Annotated in this window: 4 protein-coding genes; 1 reads left to right on the top strand and 3 read right to left on the bottom strand. The window is 77.2% G+C overall.

Annotation, left to right across the window (positions count from 1 at the left end; genetic code table 11):
• Positions 1–14: 14 nt before the first annotated feature.
• Together ACQPXD_RS25675 and ACQPXD_RS25670 are read right to left on the bottom strand one after the other, a co-directional pair.
• The gene (locus tag ACQPXD_RS25675; RefSeq protein ID WP_432842808.1) at positions 15–2,300 is read right to left on the bottom strand and encodes a hypothetical protein; all 2,286 of its coding nucleotides are present in this window, start codon (positions 2,298–2,300) and stop codon (positions 15–17) included.
• A gap of 4 nt (positions 2,301–2,304) precedes the next feature.
• Positions 2,305–2,967 carry a response regulator transcription factor gene (locus ACQPXD_RS25670; RefSeq protein WP_432842806.1) on the bottom strand — a complete coding sequence of 221 codons (663 nt, stop codon included), beginning with the start codon at positions 2,965–2,967 and terminating at the stop codon, positions 2,305–2,307.
• A gap of 157 nt (positions 2,968–3,124) precedes the next feature.
• Between ACQPXD_RS25670 and ACQPXD_RS25665 the strand changes: the two genes are divergently transcribed.
• The gene (locus tag ACQPXD_RS25665) at positions 3,125–5,161 is read left to right on the top strand and encodes an Hsp70 family protein (RefSeq protein WP_432842804.1); all 2,037 of its coding nucleotides are present in this window, start codon (positions 3,125–3,127) and stop codon (positions 5,159–5,161) included.
• Here ACQPXD_RS25665 and ACQPXD_RS25660 read toward each other — a convergent pair.
• Positions 5,158–20,925, bottom strand: a complete 15,768-nt coding sequence (locus ACQPXD_RS25660; protein ID WP_432842802.1) for a toxin glutamine deamidase domain-containing protein — start codon at positions 20,923–20,925, stop codon at positions 5,158–5,160. The genes ACQPXD_RS25665 and ACQPXD_RS25660 overlap by 4 nt on opposite strands.
• Positions 20,926–20,940: the final 15 nt, after the last annotated feature.

Below are 20,940 nucleotides of genomic sequence, written 5' to 3'. Positions count from 1 at the left end.
AGCCGCCCCGGGGATCACCCGTGGGCCGCGCCGGTCAGCAGCCGCTCGCTGATGCGCACCAGCGAGGCGTAGGCGCCCCGGCCGGCCGCCGCGGGATCGGGCCGCATCGCCTGGGTCCGCCAGAACGACAGCGCCCGCGCCGCCGCGCCGCGCACCTGCGCCGCACCGGCCGGCTCGGCCAGCCCGAGCCGGGCGCACGGATCGCGGCCGTGGGCGCCCAGCAGCCGCAGCGCGTCGTCGTGCCCGTGCGGCAACCGGATCCGCCGGCCCCGCAGCGCCTCCAGCAGGTCCAGCTCGGTCAGCTCGTCCGCGCCCGCGGCGGCGGCCTCCACCTCGAGCCCGAACCGGTCGTCCGACCCCGCCGCGGCGGCCGCGGCGCCCAGCGCGCGCAGCGCCCAGCGGGCGGCCAGCAGCCCGGACCAGGACCGGACCCAGCCGTCCAGCGCCTGCTCGACCGGGCCGGCGTCGCCGCCCGGCGGCCAGCCGACCACGGTGTCGCACAGCGCGGCCAGCCGGTCCTGCGCGGCGGGGCCGGCCGCGTGCGCGCAGACGACCACCGGGACGAACCCGTCCGGCGCGGGGCCGCGCAGCGCGCCGAGGAACTCCGACTGCGCCGCGGTCACCAGCTCGTCCAGCGCGAGGATCACCACGTCGGGCGGCCCGGTCGCGGTGCCCGACCAGCCGCGCAGCGCCGCCGCCAGCCGCCCGTCCACCCGCTGCCGGTGGTGGGTGATCCGCAGCCCGCGCAGCGCCGGCGCGGGGCTCTCCAGCAGCACGAGGTGCCGCTCGTCGCCGGCCGCCGACGGGTCCAGCCCGGACCAGCCGGGGACGCGGATGCGCCGCCACGGCGGGGCCGGGCCGGCCGGGTCGACGGTGATCTGTTCGGCCGGGCCGTCCTGGTAGGACAGCGCGGGGGCCGGCCACGGCCGGTCGGCGTCGCGGCCGCACAGCCGGTCGACCAGCTCGCCCGCCCGCGGCCCGAGCACGGCCACCCGGACCCGGTCGTCCTGCCGGTCGACGGCCGCCCGCACCGCGGCCCCGTCGGCCGGCGTGCCGAGCGTGGCGAGCAGCAGGTCGCGCAGCCGTTGCGCCGGCGTCCCGGCCGCGCCGCCGGTGCCGGCGGCCGGTGCCGGGCCGCCGCCCCAGCGCTCCGGCAGCCGGATGTCCACCACGACCGTAGCGGCGGCGGGGTGGGCCGACACCAGCAGCCGGCCGCCCAGCGCGGCCAGCCGGCGCGTGTCGTCGCGCAGGTCGGCGCCGACCCGCTCCGGGCGCTGGCCCGCCCGCTCGAGCCGGATCGTCAGCACGTCGCCGTCGCGCGCCAGGTCGACCCGGATCGGCTGGTCGCCGCCGGCGGCGCACAGCGCCGTCACGGCCGACGCGGCGGCCTGGTAGAGACCCGACTCGACCTCCCAGCCCTGGCGCCGGCCGAGGTCGCCGTGGAAGTGCACCGGCACCGGCAGTGCCCCGGCCATCTCGGCCAGCGCGGCGGCCACCCCGGAGCCGCGCAGGACCTGCGGATACACCCCGCGGACCACGGCCCGGAACTGCTCGATCATCTCCTGCAGGGCGGCGCGGATGGTGGCCGCGATCGCGGCGGCGCCGGGCCCGTCGGACCCCAGCGCCGCCTCCAGCGCCGTGGTGTGGCCGATGACCGCCCGCAGCTGCCGGCCGGAGGTGGTGGTCACCGCGGCGGCGAGCCGGTCCCGCTCCACGGCCTGGACGGTGGACAGCTCCAGCTGCGTGGTGCTCACCCGCTGCAGCGCCCGGCCGCTGCCGGCCCGGGCCGCCTCGGCGGCGCCGCGCGCGGTCGCCTCGCGCAGCAGCAGGCCCAGGCACACCGCGGTCTCGCCGAGCAGGTCCAGCTCCCGCGGCCGCAGTCCGTCGCCGTCGCGGTGGGCGAGCACCAGCAGCGCGGGCCGGGAGCCGGCGGCGGGCACCTCCACGGTCGCGGCGACACCGTCCAGGCCGGAGACCAGCGCCGGGTCGGCCACCCCCGCGCGCCGCCCGCCGGCCGGCACCGCGGGCCAGGCCCGCCACCGCAGCACCGGTCGCCACAGCGGGCCCTCCGTGCCGCCGACGGGATCGCCGGCCAGCCACAGCTCGGCCTGGCGCGCGGCGCAGCCCCGGGCCGCGTTGCGCAGCAGGGCCCGGATCACCGGCCGGTAGCCCCCGACGGGATCGCCCGGGCGGCCCGCCGCGCCGGCCGGCTCCTGCGCCAGCAGCCGGGCCAGCACCGCCAGCGGCGGCCGGGCCGGCTCGGCGGCGCGCTCGCCGCCGACGTCCGCGGTCGGGTCCATGGGCTCAGCCTGCCCCATTCGAGCGCAGGTAGGCCAGCACCGCCAGCACCCGCCGGTGGTGCGCGGCCGGCTCGGCGGACAGGCCCAGCTTGGTGAAGATGCTCGCGATGTACTTCTCGACCGACTTGACCGAGACGAACAGCTCGGTGGCGATGCCCGCGTTGGAACGGCCCTCGGCCATGAGCCGCAGCACGACCCGCTCCCGCTCGGTCAGCTCGGCCAGGGGGCCCGGAGCGGCCGGACCGGGCCGGTTGACGAGGTTCGCGGCCAGCACCGGCTCGATCACGATCTCGCCGGCGGCGATGCGCACCAGCGTGTCGCCCAGCACCGCCACCCCGGCCACCTGGTCCTTGAGCCGGTAGCCGATGCGCTCGGTGCCGACCTCCAGCAGCTGGAACAGGTAGTGCGCCTCGGCGTGCTGGGACAGCAGCAGCAATCCGACGCCGGGATGGCGGCGGCGGATGCGCGCGGCGGTGTCCAGCCCGCCCTCCGGCCCCGGCGGCATCCGGATGTCGAGGATCGCCACGTCGACCGCGGTCCGCTCCAGCAGGTCGAGCAGCTGGTCGCCGTCCTCGACGCCGCCGACCACGGTGTGCCCCGCGGCGGTGAGCAGCATCTGCAGCCCCTCGCGGAACAGCGCGCCGTCGTCGGCGACCGCGACATCCATGTCCGGCCCTTCCTCGCATGTGCCTGCCCGGCCCGCCGGCCGACGTTTCGGTTCTGTTGACGCGGGATGGCGTCGTCGTATCGTATTGGTTTCGCAACGGGGTCATGACCTTCGATCGGCCATGATACCGGCGCCGGATCGGGTGGAAGGGTTCTGCATGTACGGAATCGGCATCGATCTGGGCACCAGCTTCGTCGCCGCCGCGATCGTGCAGGACGGCTCCCTGGACATGGTCCGGCTGAGCGGCCAGGCCTTCGCCGTGCCGTCGGTGGCCTACCTGGACGAGCGGGACGGGCTGGTGACCGGCGAGGCCGCCGATCGGCTCAGCCTGCAATCGCCGGCCCGGGCGGCGCGGGAGTTCAAGCGGCGGCTGGGTGATCCCACGCCGATGATCCTCGCCGGTGCGCCGCACTCGCCGACGGCGCTGATGGCCGCGCTGCTGTCCGACGTGCTCAAGACGGTCGGCCAGGGCCATCAGGAGCCGCCCGGGCGGGTCGTGCTGACCCACCCGGCGGTCTGGGGACCGTACCGGCGCGAGCAGTTCGCCGGCGTGCCCCCGCTGGCCGGGCTGCCGGCGCCCGGGCCGGCGGCGGACGCGCCCGCCGCGGCGGCCCCGGCGGTGCGCCTGGTCACCGAGCCGGTGGCCGCGGCCACCTACTACTGCTCGACCCGGCCGCTGCCGCCGGACGGCCTGCTGGCCGTCTACGACCTGGGCGGCGGCACCTTCGACAGCGCCGTGGTGCGCAACGGCCGCGACGGGCTGGAGGTCGTCGGCACCCCCGAGGGCATCGAGTGGCTCGGCGGGGCCGACTTCGACCAGGCCGTGCTGAGCCACGTGGACCAGCGCCTCGACGGCGCGCTGAGCTCGCTGGACCTGGCCGACCCGGCCACCGCCCCGATCCTGGCCGCCGTCCTGCGCGACTGCACGCTGGCCAAGGAGGCCCTCTCCACGCGCGAGGCGGCCGAGGTCGACGTGCCGCTGCCCGGCTCGCCCCGGCAGGTGAGCATCGCCCGGGACACGTTCGAGCGGATGATCGGCCCGTCGCTGGACGCCACGGTGGAGGCGTTCCGGCGCACCCTGAGCGCCGCGGGCATCACCCCGCAGGACCTGACCGCGGTGCTGCTCACCGGCGGCTCGTCGCCGATTCCGCTGGTGTCGCGCAAGCTGCGGGAGGCGCTGGGACGGCCGATCCTGAGCAACACCCACCCCAAGCACGCGGTGGCGCTCGGGGCCGCGATGCTGGCGGCGAACGGCGCGTACCGCCCGGCCGCCCAAGCCCGTACCACCCGGCCGGCCCCCGCTGCCCAGACGACCACGAGCCAGACCACCACCGCGCAGATCCCCGTCGCCCAGGCGGTGGCCGCCGACCGGCCCGCCCCGCCGCCGGCACCACCCCGCCGCGCCGACCCGGGGCCGGCCGACGGTCAGCCGCGGCCCAAGCGGGCCCGGCGCCGGCGGGGCCGCCGCATGGTCGCCTTCGCGGTGCTCGCCGCCCTCGCCGTGGCCGCGCTCCTGCTGGCCTCGATCAGGCCCACCCAGCGCGGGGCGGACCTGGCCGCGGGCGCCACCCGGACGGCCGCGGCGCAGGACTCCGCCTCGCCCGTGCCGCCGGCCGGCCCGTCCGACCCGCCCTCGCTCGCGCCCTCCGCCTCCCTGTCCCCGGCCGCCCCGTCCGCCGGCGCCCGGCTCACCGCGACCCAGCGACCGGCCCCGCCCCCGGCCGGGGTGGCGGAGGGCGGCGTCGGCCAGATCCGCGGGACCGCCGCCGGGCTGTGCGTGGACAGCGACACCAATCCGGCGCGGTCGCTCAACGGCGTCCCGCTGGGCGGGCACGCCTTCGCCGCCGCCTGCTCGGCCAGCGCGAACCAGCGGTGGCGCGAGGGCTCGCTGCTGTCCCACGACGTCCCCGGCACCGGGCACGACTATCGCCTGCTGAACCAGCAGACCGGCTTCTGCCTGGACAGCGACGGCAACGGCGAGACCTACACGCTGCCGTGCCTGGACCCCAACGACCACCAGATCTGGCACCGGGCGTCCGCCACCGCGGCCGGCCAGGACGCCGCGGTGGCGTACCAGAACCGGGCCACCGGGCGCTGCCTGAGCGTGGACCCGGCCGACGGGGTGTTGCGCACCACGACGTGTCCCGTCGACGGCGACTGGCCCGCGCCGCTGCTGTTCCAGCGCCTGCCCTAAGGGGCGACCGGGCGCAGCTCGATGTACCAGACGTCGTCGCCGCCCCGGTCCTGGGCCCAGCGGTCCAGCATGGCCATGGTGCCGACCCCGTGATGGTTGCCGGCCGGGCGGTACCAGTTCAGCGCCTGGTAGGGCCCCATCATGCCGACGGCCAGGGCGGACCCGGCGACGGCCACCACCCGGACATCGCGGGGCGGGTCGGGCCGGGCCCGGGTGGGCGGCACGACGGTGTAGCCGGGCAGGGTGCCCAGCAGCGTGGCCATCAGGTTCGCCCGGCCCTGGGCGTCGCGGTGCTGCCAGGCGGCGGCGACCTGCTCGGGGTTCGCCGGGTCGACGGCATCCGCCGGCGCCGGGCCGGCCGCCGACGGCTCCGGCCAGCTCAGCGGGTCCAGGCCGGCGCCCAGCCCCCGGGCCGCGGCCGGCGTGGTGGGCGGGGCCGGCCGGCTCAGCCACTCCCGGGCCAGCAGCGGCTGGTAGCGGTTGACGTGCGCGGTCAGCGTGGCCGCGTCGGCGGCGAAGTCGCTGAGGTTCTCGATCTCGCGCTGCTGCAGGATCTCCAGCCGGCCGCTCAGATCCGTCGACAGGCGGTACTCGCCGAGGTCCTGCCGCACGGGCTCGGGCAGCCGGTCGACCGCCTGCCGCAGCGTCTCCGGGCCGCCGGTGCTGTTGAGCCGGACGACCTCCCCGCCCGGGTAGGCGAGGTACGCGCGGGGCCGGGGCGAGCCGGCCTCGCTCACCCGCAGCTCGACCACGGTGCCGAGGCCGGCGGCCAGGCCGCTGGCCAGGGCCCGGCGGTCCAGCCCGGTGACCGCCGCCTCGTCGGTGGGCAGCGGGCGCCCGTCCGCGGGCGGCCGGGCGGGATCGGTGGTGAGGACGATGCGCGGCGGCACGGCGGCGCCGGCCGGTGGGCTCATCCGGTCCAGCAGCACCGGCAGGACGGTGGTGGTGTCGTGGCCGGCCCGGGCCAGGTCGGCCAGCAGCGCGTCCAGGTCGGTGGCGGGGGCGGAGGGGCCGGCCGCCCAGCCCGCGGGCCGCAGCCCGTCGGCGGCGGCGCGGGCGGCGTCGTGCGCCGCCGTCATGTCCCGCAACTGCCGGTCCCGGATCCGCTCGATCTGGTCGCTGGTGCGCAGGACCGCCGCGCGGGCCTCGAGCGCCTCGGCGTCGTCGCGCTCCCGCGAGCGCAGGCCGGGCAGGGTCGGGTTGAGCCGGGCGAGTTCGTCGGTGGCCTGCTGGATGGCGTCCTCGGCGTCGCGGACGAGGCGCTGCGCGGTCTGCGCCGGCTCGCGCAGCCGCTCCGCCGCGGCGCGCAGCTGCGCCGCCTGCGCGGCCAGGGCGGGCGCGGCGGCCGGGGCGGCCGCGGCGGCGGCCTGTTCGGCGGTGTCGGCCTGCGCGTTCGCGGCCTGGTAGGCGTCGGTGGCCGCCTGGGCGGCCGTGCGCAGGCCGGGCAGGGCGTCGTTGTTGTCGCGCACCGTGGCCTCGGCGGCGGCGATCCGGGCGGTGGTGGCGTCGAGGGCGTCCCGGGCCGCGCGGTGCGCGGCGGCGGCCGCGTCCCGGGCCCTCGTGGCCTGCCGCTGCTCCCGCTCGGCCCGGTCGTATGCGGCCTGGGCGGCCTGCAGGTCCAGCGCCGCCCGGCGCTGCGCGTCCGCCGCCTCCTGGCGGGCGGTGCCGGCCGGGGCGGGCAGCGCGGCCGGCGGCGCGGCCGGGTGCAGCCGCCGGGCCAGGTCCCCCAGCGCCGCGCCGCGGGCGCCGGGGGTGGCGCCGGCCAGGGCACGCACGGCGCCGGCCCACTCCACCCGCTGCGGCTCGCTCAGCGCCTCGCGGGCGGCGCGGACCGTGCCGGTGACCTGGGCGTCGTCGAGGGTGATCCCGGCCAGCACGTCGCCGGTTGTGCGCAGGATCGCCGCGTCGGCGGCGTCAGCCGGCCCGGGCAGGGCGCCGGCCAGCTTGGCCAGCGCGCCGACGGCGGCGGGCTCGGTGAGCTCGGGGCTCGCGAGCAGCTGGTGCAGGAACCGCTGCCGGTCGGTGGGCCCGGTGCCCGGCGGCGGGGCGCTCCCCGGCGCCGGCGCGGGCGCGGGCGGGACGTTGCCGGTGAGGTAGCGGTAGCCGTCCCCCTCGCGGCCGTACCGGGCCATGGTGAGCAGGCCGTCCTGGGCGGCGCGGACGGTGTTCGGCCCCGGCTCCAGCGCGCCGCGGCGCTGCAGCTCCCGGTGGGCGGCGTCGGAGAGCAGCTCCCGCCGGTTCGTGTCGAGGAAGGCGCGGGACTGGTCCCAGTCGCTCAGCGCGGTCCACTGGTCCAGGCCCGGCATGGCCGGGACGGGCGGCACGGGGTGGGTGACCACGTCCGGCACCGCCGGTGCGCCGGCGGCGGCCGGGGCCGCGTGCACCACGGCGAGCATCTGCGCGGCGCCGTTCGCGGTCTGCCACCGCGCCGCGAGGGCGGTGGCACCGAGCCCGGTGCCGGCGACCGCGCCGGTCAGCTCGGCCAGCCGCTCCGGCGTCAACTCGTTCAGCGCCGTCACGGCCTGGCGGAACCTCATGCGCACGGCCGGATCGATGCCGGCGTCGTGCAGGCCCTGCACCTCCGCGGCCGTCCCCGGGTCGGCGACCTGGCCGGCCAGGTGCTGCAGCGCCTGGGTCCACGCCTGCGGGGCGGGCCCGGGCCAGGTGGCGGCCTCGACGGCGCGGATGCGCCCGAGCGGGTCGGTGGCCGGGTCCAGGGCGGCGGCCACGGCCCGCAGCATCGCCGCGTCCCCGGCGGCGTCCGGGCCGGGGGCCGGCGGTGCGGCGCCCGGCGCGGCCGGGAGCGCCGGTGCGGCCAGGGCCAGGTCGGCCATCGCCCGCAGGGCGGCCGGGCGGACCGCGCCGGGTGCGGTGAGCAGGCCGGTCAGCACCGCTTGCCGGAGGGCGGGGGTGGCCGCGGCGAGGTACTGGTAGGCGGCCGTGCGCTGCCCGGTGCGCAGCGCGTCCAGCAGCGGCCGGTGCAGGTCCACGCCCGGCCGGGCCGGGAACCGCGCCAGGGCCTCGGCGTTGGGGTCGGCGACGAGCGCGGCGGCGTGGGTCTGGGCGTACTGCCGCGAGGCCGCCCAGTTGCCGCCGAGCGCGAGCCAGCCTTCCAGGACGCCCGGCTCGACCAGCGTGACCGGCCACCGCCCGCCGAACCGGAGCCGGAACTGCGCGCCGGTCATGACCTGCGGGTCCGCCGTGGGGGTGTACGGGTCGTGCACCTCGTAGTCGCCGTCGGCGCGCCGCAGCGCCGCGACGGCGCCGTGCGGCCGCGCGATCCACACCCGGGTCCCCGGCCGGACCTCGGCCGGCAGCCCGCGCAGCGGCCCGGTGGTCGACCATCCGGGCGGCAGGCCGGTGGAGAGCAGCCGGCGGGCCCGCGCGGCCCGGTCGTCCGGCTCGCCGGTCGCCGGGGCCGGGTCGCCGGCGGCGGCGGGCGGGCTGCCGGCGGGGCGCGGCACGCCGTCGGCGATCCAGGCCCGGGCGGCGTGGTCGGCGATCCCCCGGGCCTCGGCGCTGCGCCGGCGCAGCGCCGGCTCGAACCCGGCGGTCGCCTCCGTCTGGACCGCGGTGTCCTCCAGCAGCTGCTCGTAGATGCGCTGGCGCTCGGCCTGGTCGATGCCCGCGTCCGCCGCGTCGTGGCGCAGCTGCCGGGGCAGGTTCGCCGCCACGTCGGCCGGGGTGAGCGGGGCGCCCCCCGGTGCGTCCAGCACGGCCGCCCGGCCCTGCGGGTCGATCCGGTGGTGGGAGGCGACGCCGTCCGCGTCGGTGGCGGTGAAGTCGACGTGGGTGCCGAGCTCGAAGGCCACCCTGCGGGCCACGGCCATCGGGTCCAGTTCGAGCAGCTGTACCGCGTGCGGAACCTCCGGCGCGGCCACGCCGGCCGGCTGCACCGCCCGGATCCGCCGCACGATGCCGGCCGCCCGGTTGTCCATCTCCCCGGCGGCCGGCAGGTTGCCGGCGGCCGCCTGGGTCCGCCATCCGGTCAGCTCGGCGAGGTTGGCGGCGGCCCGCTGCCCGGCGGTCGCGGTGCCGAGGTGATGCGTGGCCCAGTCGAGCAGCAGCTCGTAGCGGCGCCGGGTCCGGGTGCCCGCGTCGGCCGACAGCTCGATCGGCGCGACCGTGCCGTGATGGTTGCCGAGCCGGTCGCGGATGAGCAGCGCGGCGTGCGGTGCGGCCTGGCCGGGGTCGAAGTCGCCCGGCTCGACCCGGCGGCCGGCGACGGTGCCGGTGGCCCGGGCGGGGGGCGCGGCCGGCACGGTGACGCCCAGGCCGACGGCCATCGCGGCGGGCGTGGCCCCCTCCAGCAGCTCGTCCAGGCTGGCCTGGTGGGCGCCGGCGGGCGGCGCGGGCCAGTGCTTGGCGCTGCCGAGGTTCCACTCCTGCGTTTTGAGCCCCATCTCCCGCCGCAGGTCGCGGACCTCGTCGGCGAACATCTCCGCGTAGACGTCGCCGGTGACCCAGCCGGTGGCGGCGACGTCCGGGCCGAACGCCTCCGGCGCGATCGGGCCGGTCTCCTCGCCCGGGTCGAACACGCTGTGGGTGTGCGGCACGGCGGCGACGCGGAACCGGCCCCGCAGCTTGACCAGGTACACCGGGCCCTGCATCTTGAGGTGGGTCTCGTTGCGCTTGTTGTCCTCGTAGGTGGCGCTGTGGCTCATCGGCGCGTTCCGGTTGCCGCCGGTGGTGAACTTGACCTTGGAGGTGGTGTCCTCCTGGGCGCCGGCGTGGGTCTCCCGCATCGGCGCGGTGCCGGAGATCTCCCCGTCGAGGTTGAGCCGCCACCGGTTGCGCGACTGCCCGGCCGCCGTGCCGACCTGGAACTTCGCGTACCGGCCGGTGCCGGTGCTGTTGACGATGGTGCTCACGATCTGCAGGTCGTGCAGCGACGCGTCGAGCCGCATGGCCACCCGGCTGTTGGAGGAGCCGGCGGCGAACAGGTGCGAGGCGAGGCGGTACCCGCCCGGGACCACCATGTCGGGCAGGTGGTTGTCCACGGCGAGCCGGGACAGCAGCCCGGGCAGGGCCACGCTGCCGCGGCGGTGCTCCCCGACCTCGCCCTCGCCGAGCAGCTGTCCCATGAGGTCGCGCGCGGCCGGGTACAGGTCGTCGGCCAGGGCGCCGCTGATGTACACGTCGCCGGGCAGCGGCGGCAGCGGGCGCAGGTCCAGCGGGCCCGGCGGGGGCGGGGCCGTCGCCTCGGCCAGGCCCCTGGGCACCTTGAAGTCCACCTGGCCGTCGTAGTCGAAGGAGTCGGACTGCACGACCTTCGCGCCGGCTAGCGCGGTGGTCGCCTGCTTGAGCAGCTTCTGCGCCTGGTAGAGCAGCTTGTCCGAGGCGGTGCCGCTCTCCCCGGGGTCGGTGGGCGCGGTCACCTTGCCGTCGGCCCAGCCGCCGGCGCTGGCCACCAGCTCCGACGAGCCGTCCCAGATGGCGTTGAACACGTCCACCGGCAGGTTGGCGATCTGCGCCCGCTGCACGTCGACGGTGATCCGGGCGCCGACGCTCGCCTTGTAGTGCCCGGTCCAGTCGTACACCGTCTGTTCCCGCACGCCCTGCTCGGAGCGCTTGAGGTTGCGCCCGCCCTGCGGCGCGTAGGACGCCGAGACGTTGCCGGCGATCGGGAAGCCGTCCTTGTCGAAGCCGAACCTGGCCGGGGTGATGTTCCAGCCCAGTGCGCGGCCCAGGCTGGCGGCGTAGGCGGCGTACGCGTGGCCGTAGTTCTCGATGCCGTAGTCGGGTACCCATTCGGTGTACTCCGGCCGGCCTTCCAGGGCCGCCGAGAGTTTCACCACCACCACGTTCGCCGCCAGGCCGCCCTTGCGCTCGACGAAGTAGAACGTGACGCCGTTGTGCTGGTGCAGCATGTCCGACAGCGTGATGTTGGCCCGCTGACCGGCCAGGACGGCCTGCAGCGACTCGAGGCCGCCGGGCAGCGTGCCGATGATCTGCCCGCCGGGCGAGACCATCAGCGCGCCCCAGGTGCCGTCGGCCCCGCGCCAGGTGTCCGGGTCGGCGGCGAGCAGCCCGGGCGCGACCCGCCCGACCCGGTCCACCACCGCGTCGAGCAGGGTGGTCGTCGGCCGGGGCGCCCGGTCCCTGGCCGGGCCGGTGAACAGCTTCACGTCGTCCACGCCGGAGTGGCCCAGGGTCCGGTCGCCGGTGCGGGTGATGTACTTCGGCACCGTCAGGTTGCGGTAGGGGTTCTTGTCCGGGTCGAGGGTGAGCCCGAACGTGGCGCGGAACGCCTCGCGCCGGTCCTCGCTGAGCACCACGTCGCGGGTGCCGTGGTCGTTGTGCCGGTCGGCCAGGGCCTTCGCCCAGCGCGTGATCTCGTGCTGGACCAGGAAGTCGCTCAGCTCGAGCGGGCCGGACCGGGCCCGCGCGGCCAGCTCGCCGTGCCAGCGCTGCAGCAGCCCGGCCACCGTGTTGCCGGGCAGGGTCAGCTCGCCGGCGGCCCAGCGGCCCATGGCGTCGATCAGCTGCGGCCCGCTCACCGGCAGCACGTCGTCGGCGTACTGTGCGAGGGCGTCGGGCTCCGGCAGCAGGAAGATCATGTCGCGGTCGCGCACCTGAGCGGGCGGCGCCGAGCGGTTGAGGCCGAAGACGAAGCCGGTCTGGGTGCGGGTGCCGGTCCGCACGCCGTAGTCGACCGGCGCGTGAAACGCGTAGGCGCGGTTGAAGGCGAGCTTGAGCATCTCCAGGCCGCCGGTGCGCTTGGTCTCCTCGGCGATGCTCTCGCTGAACTTGACGTTGACGGACTCCGAGTAGGTGAGCTTGACCAGGTCCTGGCCGTCCTTGGTGAACTTGCGCCCGAAGTGGATGTCGGGCAGGTTCACCGTCTTCGACGTCGAGCGGTTGGCGGTGTTGGCCGCCTCGGCCAGGTACAGCTCGATCAGGCCGGTGACGTACTTGTCGTTCGTGGCGCCCACGAACCGGGCCGGGCCGATGCGGTCCACGCTGATCGACGCCGCGGCGTTGGTGTTGGCCAGGAGCCCGGGCTCGACCAGGGTGTCCATGCCGTAGTGGCGGTGCATCGCCTCCTTGAAGTGCGACTGCACCGCCACCACGCTGGACAGACTGCTCAGCGGTCCGGTCATCGGACGGCCGGGTCCGATCAGGCCCGGCAGCTGGTTGCGGATCTCGTCGCCGAGCCCGTGCGCGTCGAGCTGGTAGACCAGGCCCTGGTGCAGCACCGACGGCGGGGTGTCCCGGGGGGCCGGCTCGCTGAACGTCGACGGGTCGCTGTTGAGGTTCAGCAGCGAGGCGTGCACGTCGCCGCGCACCGGCGGCGGGTCGAACCGCTGCGCCTTGCCGTCGGAGTACGCCACGGTGAAGCTGAACTCGTAGGGCAGCTTGTACTTGCCCACCCGGCCCGGGAACTCCCGCAGCTCGGGCCGGTTCACGATGCGGGTGAGCCGGTCGGCGGCGCCGACGTTGCGGCTCATCGCGCCGCCGAAGATGTCGACCGACTCCAGCGGCGCCGCCGAGGGCGCCATGTCGAACTTGAACCCGCCCTCCACGGACCAGCCCTGGTTGCCGCCGGCCCCCTGCCCGGCGATGCCCAGGCCCATGACCAGGTTCACCACGTGCTGCTCGTCGGTGAGCCGGTCGAAATGCACCGAGTTGCCGTCGGGCCCGACCGCGTCGGTGGCCCGGGACTTGGCGAACAGGGTCACCACGGCGGTGCGCATCACCCCGTCGCGCCAGCTGTGCAGCGTGATGGGGAAGCCGTCCTGGCCCAGCGCGCCGAGGAACGACTCCATGCCGTCGTTGCTGACCAGTTTGTCGACCAGGTCCAGGTTGTCCACCCACGCGTCGATGTCCCGGGCGACCGCCTCCTGCGCGGAGAGCACGACCGAGTCCTTGCCCCGCAGCAGGGCGGTCGTCGCCTTCTCCACCAGCCCGGCGCCGGCCGGGGCGGTGCGGGCGTGGCCGGGCCCCGCCGCGCCGTCGGCCAGCCGCGACCAGAGCCGGTGCTCGTCCGGGGGCAGGAACCCGCTGGCGATCAGCTCCCGCTTGAGGTTCGCCCTGACCTGCGCGACCGCGGCCGGGTCGATGTCGGCCACGTTCTGCCCGAGGTCGCGGCCCTTCAGCGCCTGCCGCGGCAGCAGGTTGCCGCCGGTGTCCTCGGCGTGCTTGCCGGTGTTGCGCAGCCATGCGCTCCACCGGTCGTGGGGCAGCGCCGCCGGCTTGCCCGCGGCCGGCGGGGCCGGCGCGGCCGGCTCCTCGGCCGGCTTCTTGGTGAACGCGTCGGCGTCCACACCGAAGCCGTAGTCGAACGCGTCCGGCTCGGACAGCCGCACCACCGCCGTACCGTCGACGGCCGGGGTCGAGCGCGGCGGCTCGGTCGGCCGCCGCGACGTGGCCACGTCGGCGGAGAGTTCCAGGTCGACCTTGTGGCCGCCGGTCATGCCGGTGTAGCGGGAGACCACCACGTTCAGCGACGCGTGGGTAGCGCCGCCGCCGTCGTTGCTGGCGAAGTTCACCCCGCCCCGGGCGCTGAAGCCGAACTTGGCCTTCTCCTTGAACACGGCCGGATCGCCGAGGTTGCGCGCCAGCGGGAACTCCGTGCCGCCGCCGAAGCTCACGCCGCTGCTCTGGCCGAGCGTGAACTCGCCGCCGTGCCCGATGATCGCGGTGCGGACCTTCTCGATGTGCGCGGCGTCGCTGGTGCTGCCGACCCGGGTCGGGTCGCCGTGCCGGCGGGCGTGCACGCGGATGGTGGCCGCGGCCTTGCCCTGCTCGTGGAGCGTGAAGTGGTACCCCCGGGTGTCCGGGCTCACCGGCGCCGCCGAGTGCGGGGCCTTCGGCCCGGTGGCCGCGGCGACCGTCCCGGCCGCGGCGGTGGCCAGTGCGGCGTCGGTGCCGGCGATGCCGGCGGCCGCGGCCGCGATGCCGGCGGCCACGACCCCGGCCGCCCCGGCCGTGGTCCCGGCCGGGGCCGCCTTCGCGGCGGGGACGGCGCCGGCCCGCCGGTTGACCGCCTCGTCGAGGTGGGTCTCGGTGTTCCATAGCTTGCGCTGCAGTTCCTGGCGCATCTCGCTGCGGATCGACATGTCGAAGCCGTCCGCGCGCAGCCGGGCCACGATGTGGTCGTACAGCTCGGTCAGGCCGGTGAGGTTGCTGGCCGAGAACGTCTCCGGCAACCGGTTCAGGTTGTCCCGGCTCGCCCGCCCGGGGTGGGCCGGGTCGGCCGCGGGCAGGTCGGCCACGACCTGGTGGGCCGGCGGGTCGACCAGCAGGTGGTTGGGGATGGCGACGACCAGCCGGGCCGGCTTGCCACCGTCCTTCGGCTCCGGCACGCCGACCTTGGTCCAGTCGCTGGTGTCGTCGCGGGACTCGACGCTCCAGCCCGGCTTGTACGAGTAGAACGTCGAGTCCGCCCGGGTGTCCAGCACCCGGCCCTTCTCCGCGTCGATCAGGTAGCCGGAGCGCTGGTCCGTGCGGTTGAAGGTGAAGTTGGCCTTGGGACCGAAATGGCCGGTCACCCACCACGGAACGTCGAAGCCGACCTCGCCGCGGGCCCGCGTGGACCGCATCGTCGTGGCGTCGCCCTGGCCGTGGGCGCCGGTCTGGAACACCCCCTGGATGATCTCGTTGGCGTGGAAGCGGCCCTCCTCGGTCGAGCCGCGCTGCTCGATGTCGTCCAGGGACGGGCCGCCGGCGGCGGTGTACGACGAGCCGGCCGGGTTGTCCATCAGCTCCGGCCCGGTCGGCTCCAGCTTGACCCGGAACTCCCGGTCGCCCAGCGTGAAGAGGTACCCGTCGGGGCCGATCAGCAGCGGATAGTTGTTGAGCAGCCGGTCGTGCAGCCGGCTCCACTCCTCGGCCGTCACCGTCATCCCGCGCGCGTCGGCCTCGGCGCGCAGCCCCTCCTCGATCAGGTCCAGGTCGGGCAGGGTCGCCTTCGGGTCGCCCAGGGCCAGCGCCATCCGGTCCGGCACGTCCGGCGGCACGAACGCCGGCGCGGGCGCCGGCGCCGCCGCGGCGTCGGCCGGACCGGCGCTGGCCGTCTCCGCCTCCACGTGCACGTGCCGGTCCGCCTCGCTCACCCCGGCCAGCAGCCGGGACACGGCCTCGGACACGGCGGGCGGCACCGAGCCGTGCGCGGGGTGGACGACCACCTTCACCCCGCCCGGCGGCACGGTCAGCGCGGCCGGCGGCAGCGTGCCCGGGTCGGCGCCGTGCTCGGCGAACAGCACCACGCCCCCGTGCTCGGTGACCGTCCAGCCCGGTGTCACCCGGTAGCGGCCGTCCTCCGCCGCGGTCAGGCCCAGCGGCGCGGCCGCGGGCGGCGCCGGGCGCACCGGCTCGCGGAACGCGTGCGCGGCGGCGGGCAGGGTCGGCTGCCCGAGCCGGTCGATCGGGACCAGGTCGGCGGCCCCGGCCGGGGCCCGCCCCACGGCGGCGACCGGCAGGACGACCTCGACCGTCCCGCCGAGGCCGGCGCGCAGCGCGGCGGCCGCATCGGCGGCGCGGCTCGGCCCGGCCGGCGCGCCCGGCGCGGGCGGGTCGGCCGCGAGGTTGACCTGCAGCGCCGCCCCGCTCGCGCCCAGGCGGTCCTGGACCGCCCGGACCACAGCCACCGGGTCGGCGACCGACTCGTGCACCACCAGCCGCGGCCGATCCGGATCGGCCAGGTCGGCCCAGTGCAGCGCCGCCTCCGCGGACGCCGGCACCGGGTCGCTGCCGGTGTAGGCGACCACCGCGCCGGGGACGTGGCCGAGCCGGACGCCGCCGGGCAGCCCGGTCACCGTGGTCACGTCGAACGTGTGCCGGTCCAGGCCGACGCCGGAGGTCAGCAGCCGGGCCGGCGTGCCCGCCGGCATGCCGGCGAAGAGACGGCCGAGGTGTTCGACGGCCTCGGCCGGCAGCGGCGTGGCGTGCCAGCCGAGGAACACGGTCGGCTCGGTGAGCGCGCCGCCGGCCGAGGCCAGCAGCGGCCGGACCCCGGCCAGCTCCGTCTCCGGGCCGATCCACAGGTAGCTGCCGGCGTCGCGGACCGCCCAGCCGCCCGGCAGCCGGTACTCGCCGGGCCCGATCTCGCTCAGCCCGTACGGCGCCGGCCGGGCCGGCGCGGCCGAGCCCGCGGGCAGGAACAGGTACCGCTGCGGCCGGGCGTTGAAGAACGTCACCTCGCCGTTGGCATCCAGCGGCACGACCAGCGGGTCGTCGCGGCCGGGCGCGTCGGTCAGCGCCTCCCGGGGCACCGACAGCAGCGCCGAGCGGGCCTGCGGCTCCAGCGCCCCGGCGACGACCTGCCGGGCCCGGGCCGGGCTGATCCGCTGGTCCGCCGGCCAGTGCAGGGTCGCCATCGTGGTGTCCTGCGGCCGCAGGCCGGCCAGCGCGGGGCCGAGCACGGCGGGGTCGGTGACGCTCGGGTCCAGCAGGATGGCCGGTCCGAGACCGGTCCGGGCCGGCACCCGCGGGCTGATCGGGCCGCCCGAGCGCGCGTCGTGCAGCAGCGTGCCGCCGATGGCCCGCTGCACCCGCAGCTGCGGCGGCAACCCGGCCGCCATGTCGCGCAGCTGCTTGTCGGTCGAGGGCGGCGCCGCCGGCTGGTGCTGCTGGGCGGGCGGCGGTACGGGCGGCGGTACGGGCGGGCTCGGCTGGACCGGCGCCGCGGGCGCGCCCGGGCGGACCGCGGGCGGGGCGGCGGCGTTGTAGTGGTTGTAGTTCAGCACCGCGGCGCCCGGGTCGGCCGGCACGTGGTAGAGGGTCACCGGGGTACCGCCGGCCGGGCCGTAGGTGTCGGCGACGTACACCCCACGGGGGCCGGTGCGCAGGATCGTGACCCGGCTGTTGGTGGCGTGCGCCAGCAGCGGGGACAGGAACTCCCCGGACGGGTGGCTCCACCGGTTGCGCCAGTTCGTGACGGAGCTGCGGACCTCGTTGTACTCGTCGTCGCTGAGCCGGCGGTCGGACAACGCCGAGGCGCTGACCAGGTACTCGCCCAGCCGCCCCGGGTCGATCTCGGTCACCGGGACGCGCGGGCCGTGCCGGTTGATGTAGTCGAGCTGCTCCTGCGGCACCGTGACCCGCCGTTCGCCCGGCTGCGGGCCCCGCTGCGCGCGCACGATGCCGTACTGCTGGCGGATCCGCGCCGCGGGCAGGTAGGCGGCGTCGATGACGTGCGCCGTCACCGCCGGGGCGGGCAGGCTGGACGGGCCGGGCTGGCCGGGGCGGCTTTCCCGCTCGAGCTGGTCGAGCCGGGCCCGCACCTGCTCCTGGCTCAGCGTGCGCACGTGCCGCTCGATGTCGTCGCGGAAGTGCGCCCGCTGGCGGTTCACCTCGCTCGGCAGCCGGTCGCGGTTGGCGGTCAGGTACTCCCCGACCCGATCCTGCAGCAGCCGGCTGACCCGCCACAGCGGCGAGCCGGCGAGCACGCCGCCGGTCCGCGCCTGCTGCATGGTCCAGCGCACCCGGTTGGCGTCGCCGAGGAACGCGGCCAGGTCGGGGTGCCGCTGCGGCCCGAGCCCGAGCGCCGTCGCGACCTGGCCCGGCGCGCTCGCGATGAACGCGTAGAGCAGGCAGTTGCCGTCACTGGGCACCTCGAACACCGCCGCGGGCGGCTGGGCCGCCGCCGGGTTCATGCCGGCCAGGTCCTCCTGCGCCGGTACCGCCGCGGCCACGCCGGTCCGCGCGGTCGACGGCGGCCGCGGGAGGCCGACCCCGCCGGTCGTCGCCACGAACCGCAGCCGGCCGGGGACCGCCGGGCCCTTGGCCGGCCCGCCCCGCTGGCCGTCCAGGAACACCACCTTGCCGTCGTCGGTGCGCACCACGTTCACCACGTGCGAGATGCGCTCCCCCGCGCCGGTCACCACGACCATGCCCCGCGAGCCCGGGGGCGCGGCCGCCATCGTCTCCGCCACGGCCGCGTAGCCGGCCGCCTCGACCAGCGGCCGGCCGGCGTAGCGCTCCAGCTGCGCCACCGGCAGGAACGTCTCCGGCGGCACCTGGTGCCCGACGCCGTCGGCCAGGGACATGTCGGTGCCGATCGCGGTCAGCACGCAGTTGGTCTCGAAGTCGCGGTGCAGGCTCCGGTACGGGTTGACGTCGCCCAGCCAGGCGAACCGCTGCGCCGCCTCGGCCGGCGGCAGCTCGCTCGGCAGCCACACCTCGCCGCCCGGTTTGCCGGCTCCGGGCACGCCGATCGGGGCCGCGGCGAAGGTGTCGCCGATCGGGGCCGCGCCGAGGAGTGCCTCGCCGGCCAGGTCCCCGGCGAAGGTGTCGCGGTAGCCGCCGGCCCACTCGCGGCCGAACTCCTCGGCGAGGTGCTCGGCGCCGGGCAGCGCACCGGGATGCTCGGCGGCCAGCGCCGCGAACTGGGTCGGCACGGCCCGCGCGTCGGCGGCCAGCTGCCCCTCGAAGGCCAGCCGGTCGCCGAGGCCGCCGGTGAGCCGGCCCAGGGCCGCGTCGTAGCCGGCCACGTCGGCCGTCCCGTCCGGCGGGAAGTGCGCGGCGAAGCTGGAGTCGACCTGGGCCAGGTACGCCGAGCGGATCCGCTCCAGCGCCGCACCGGCGGGCCGCGGCCCGTCGACGCCGCGCACCTGCTGGTCGAAGCGCACCCCGGCCTCCTGCCGGGCGGCGTCGCGAGCGGTCTGCCAGGCCAATGCCCGCTCCGCCGCCGGCGCGGCCGGCGCCGCGGACCCCGCAGGCACCGCGGACCCCGCAGGCACCGCAGACCCCGCAGGCACCGCGGACCCCGCAGGCACCGCGGACCCCGCAGGCACCGCGGACCCCGCAGGGGCCGGCGCCGCGGGCCCGGTCGCGAGCTGCTGCTGTGCGGCGGCCACGACCAGCGGGCCCGGCTGGTGTCCGGACAGATTGAACCGGTCGAACAGCTCCGGCATCGCCGGGCGGGCCGCGCCCTGCCAGTCCTTGAGCGCGCCGGTGAGGTCGACCGGCTGCGGGCCGCGCCCGCCGCCCGGCAACCCGCCCGGCAACGCGCCCAGACGCGACGGCAGGTCCCCGGTCGCCTGCCGGACCACGTCGAGCGCCGCCGGCACGCCGGCCGAGGGCTGGGACGTGATGGGCGGCGCGGTGAGCAGCGCGCCGACGCCGTGGTCGACCTGCAGCCGCACCTGCTGCGCCACGGCGTCGTGGGCCGCCGGTGCCGCCGTGAACCCGTCCGAGCCGAGCCCGGTGAAGTACTGCTCGACCCGGTGATCGGCGGCCAGCTGGGCCGCGGCCCGCAGCGCCTGCCGGTCGAACTCGCCCGGCAGGGCGGCCGCGACCTGGGCCGCGAGCTGCGCCGGAGGCACGCCGGGGGTGAGCGTCACGCCGGCGACGGCGGCCGCCGCCGCTCGGTCCCGCACACCGGTCAGGAACTGCTCGGTGACCAGCGCCGGTGGCACCCCGGCCGCGGCCAGCAGGCCGGTCGCCGCGGCCGCACCGCCGGCCCCGGCCCACTGGGCGAAGGCCTGCTCGACGGAGACCGGCAGCGCCGCCACGACCTGCGCGCGCAGGGCCACGTCGGCCAGCAGGCCGCGGTAGCGATTGCCGAGGTCCTCCTGGAACTGTTGCCACTGGGCGGCCAGCGGACCGCCGGCGGCCCAGCTCGGGGCCGGCACGAGCGGCAGCGGGCCGGCGGAGTAGCCCGGCGGGGGCGTGGCCGGCGTCGGCGGCCCTCCGGCCGGGAAGGAGCCCTTCGCCTCCGGGTCCGGGCCGGTGGTGCCGGTGCCGGTGCCGGTGCCGGTGGGCCGGTAGGCGGTGTCGCCGGTGTCGACCGGCAGGCCGACCGGCAGCACCGGCAGGCCGTCGGCGGTGAAGCTCGTGCCGCCGGGCAGCCGCAGCTGCGGCAGCTTGGGCGTGAACCCGATGCCCTTCGCGCCCCGCCGGCCCAGCCCGCCGGCACCGCTGGCCGCGGCGCCCCCGCCGGCCTCGGCCGCGCCGGAGATGGCGTCGCCGTCGGCGTTCTTCGGGTCGTACTTGCCGTCGACCATCAGGCTGGCGCCGACCCCGCCGCCGACCTCCATGCCGATCTCGGAGATCGGGGAGATGCTGAACCGGGCGATCGGCTCGCGGTAGGACTCCTTGATCCCCCACTTCTCCAGGCCGGCGGCGAACTTGCCGGTGGCCTTGCCGATCGCCGGCCCGGCCACGGTGCTCAGCGCGGCCACGGACAGCCCGTAGAGCGCCTGCTTGCCGACCTCGCCCCAGTCGACGTGGTCGCGGATGCCGTCGTACATCTGCGAGATCTGGGCCAGCAGCGAGGAGCCGGGCATGAACAGCATCTGCATCGCGGTGCTGCGGGCCGCGATCCGCAACAGGTTCGAGCGCAGCACCGTCTGGATGATGGTACGGGTGGTGGCGACCCGCTCGATCGCGTCCTCGGGGGCGAAGAACGCCTCGGCGGCGGCGATGGCCAGCTCGATCATCATGAAGATGAACATGATCATCGCCTGGCGATTGGCGTAGTCCATCTCCACGGCGTAGCCGAGCATCGCGTCCGCGGTCTGGTCCTGCAGCGCCGCCACCTGCAGCAGGGCGGCGGGGCTGCTGGCCACGAACGGCGCGGTCTGGGCCATGAACCGGGCCGCGGTCTGGCCGTCCACGGACGCCCCCACGGCCCGGATCACCTGGATCAGCTCGGGCCCGAGCAGGTTGCGCACCCGGTCGGCGAGCGCGCTGAGGCTCGCCGCGTCGCCGAGCAGCCGGCTCAGGTTGGCCCGGGGCAGCTTCATCCCGGTGAACACCTCGATCGCGCGCATCGTCGAGCCGCTGACCGAGGCCGTGGGTGTGTTGACCGAGATCATCGCCCTTCCCCTTCA

This window comes from Dactylosporangium sp. CA-092794, assembly GCF_050948465.1.
Taxonomy (GTDB): Bacteria; Actinomycetota; Actinomycetes; order Mycobacteriales; family Micromonosporaceae; genus Dactylosporangium.
The sequence above is the reverse complement of the archived record's forward strand: the minus strand, read 5'-3'. Positions and strand labels throughout refer to the sequence as shown.

Excerpts from the sequence above, each read along its gene's own strand:
- ACQPXD_RS25670 (WP_432842806.1), bottom strand. The coding sequence starts at position 2,967 with ATGGATGTCGCGGTCGCCGACGACGGCGCGCTGTTCCGCGAGGGGCTG.
- ACQPXD_RS25675 (WP_432842808.1), bottom strand. The coding sequence starts at position 2,300 with ATGGACCCGACCGCGGACGTCGGCGGCGAGCGCGCCGCCGAGCCGGCC.
- ACQPXD_RS25660 (WP_432842802.1), bottom strand. The coding sequence starts at position 20,925 with ATGATCTCGGTCAACACACCCACGGCCTCGGTCAGCGGCTCGACGATG.
- ACQPXD_RS25665 (WP_432842804.1), top strand. The coding sequence starts at position 3,125 with ATGTACGGAATCGGCATCGATCTGGGCACCAGCTTCGTCGCCGCCGCG.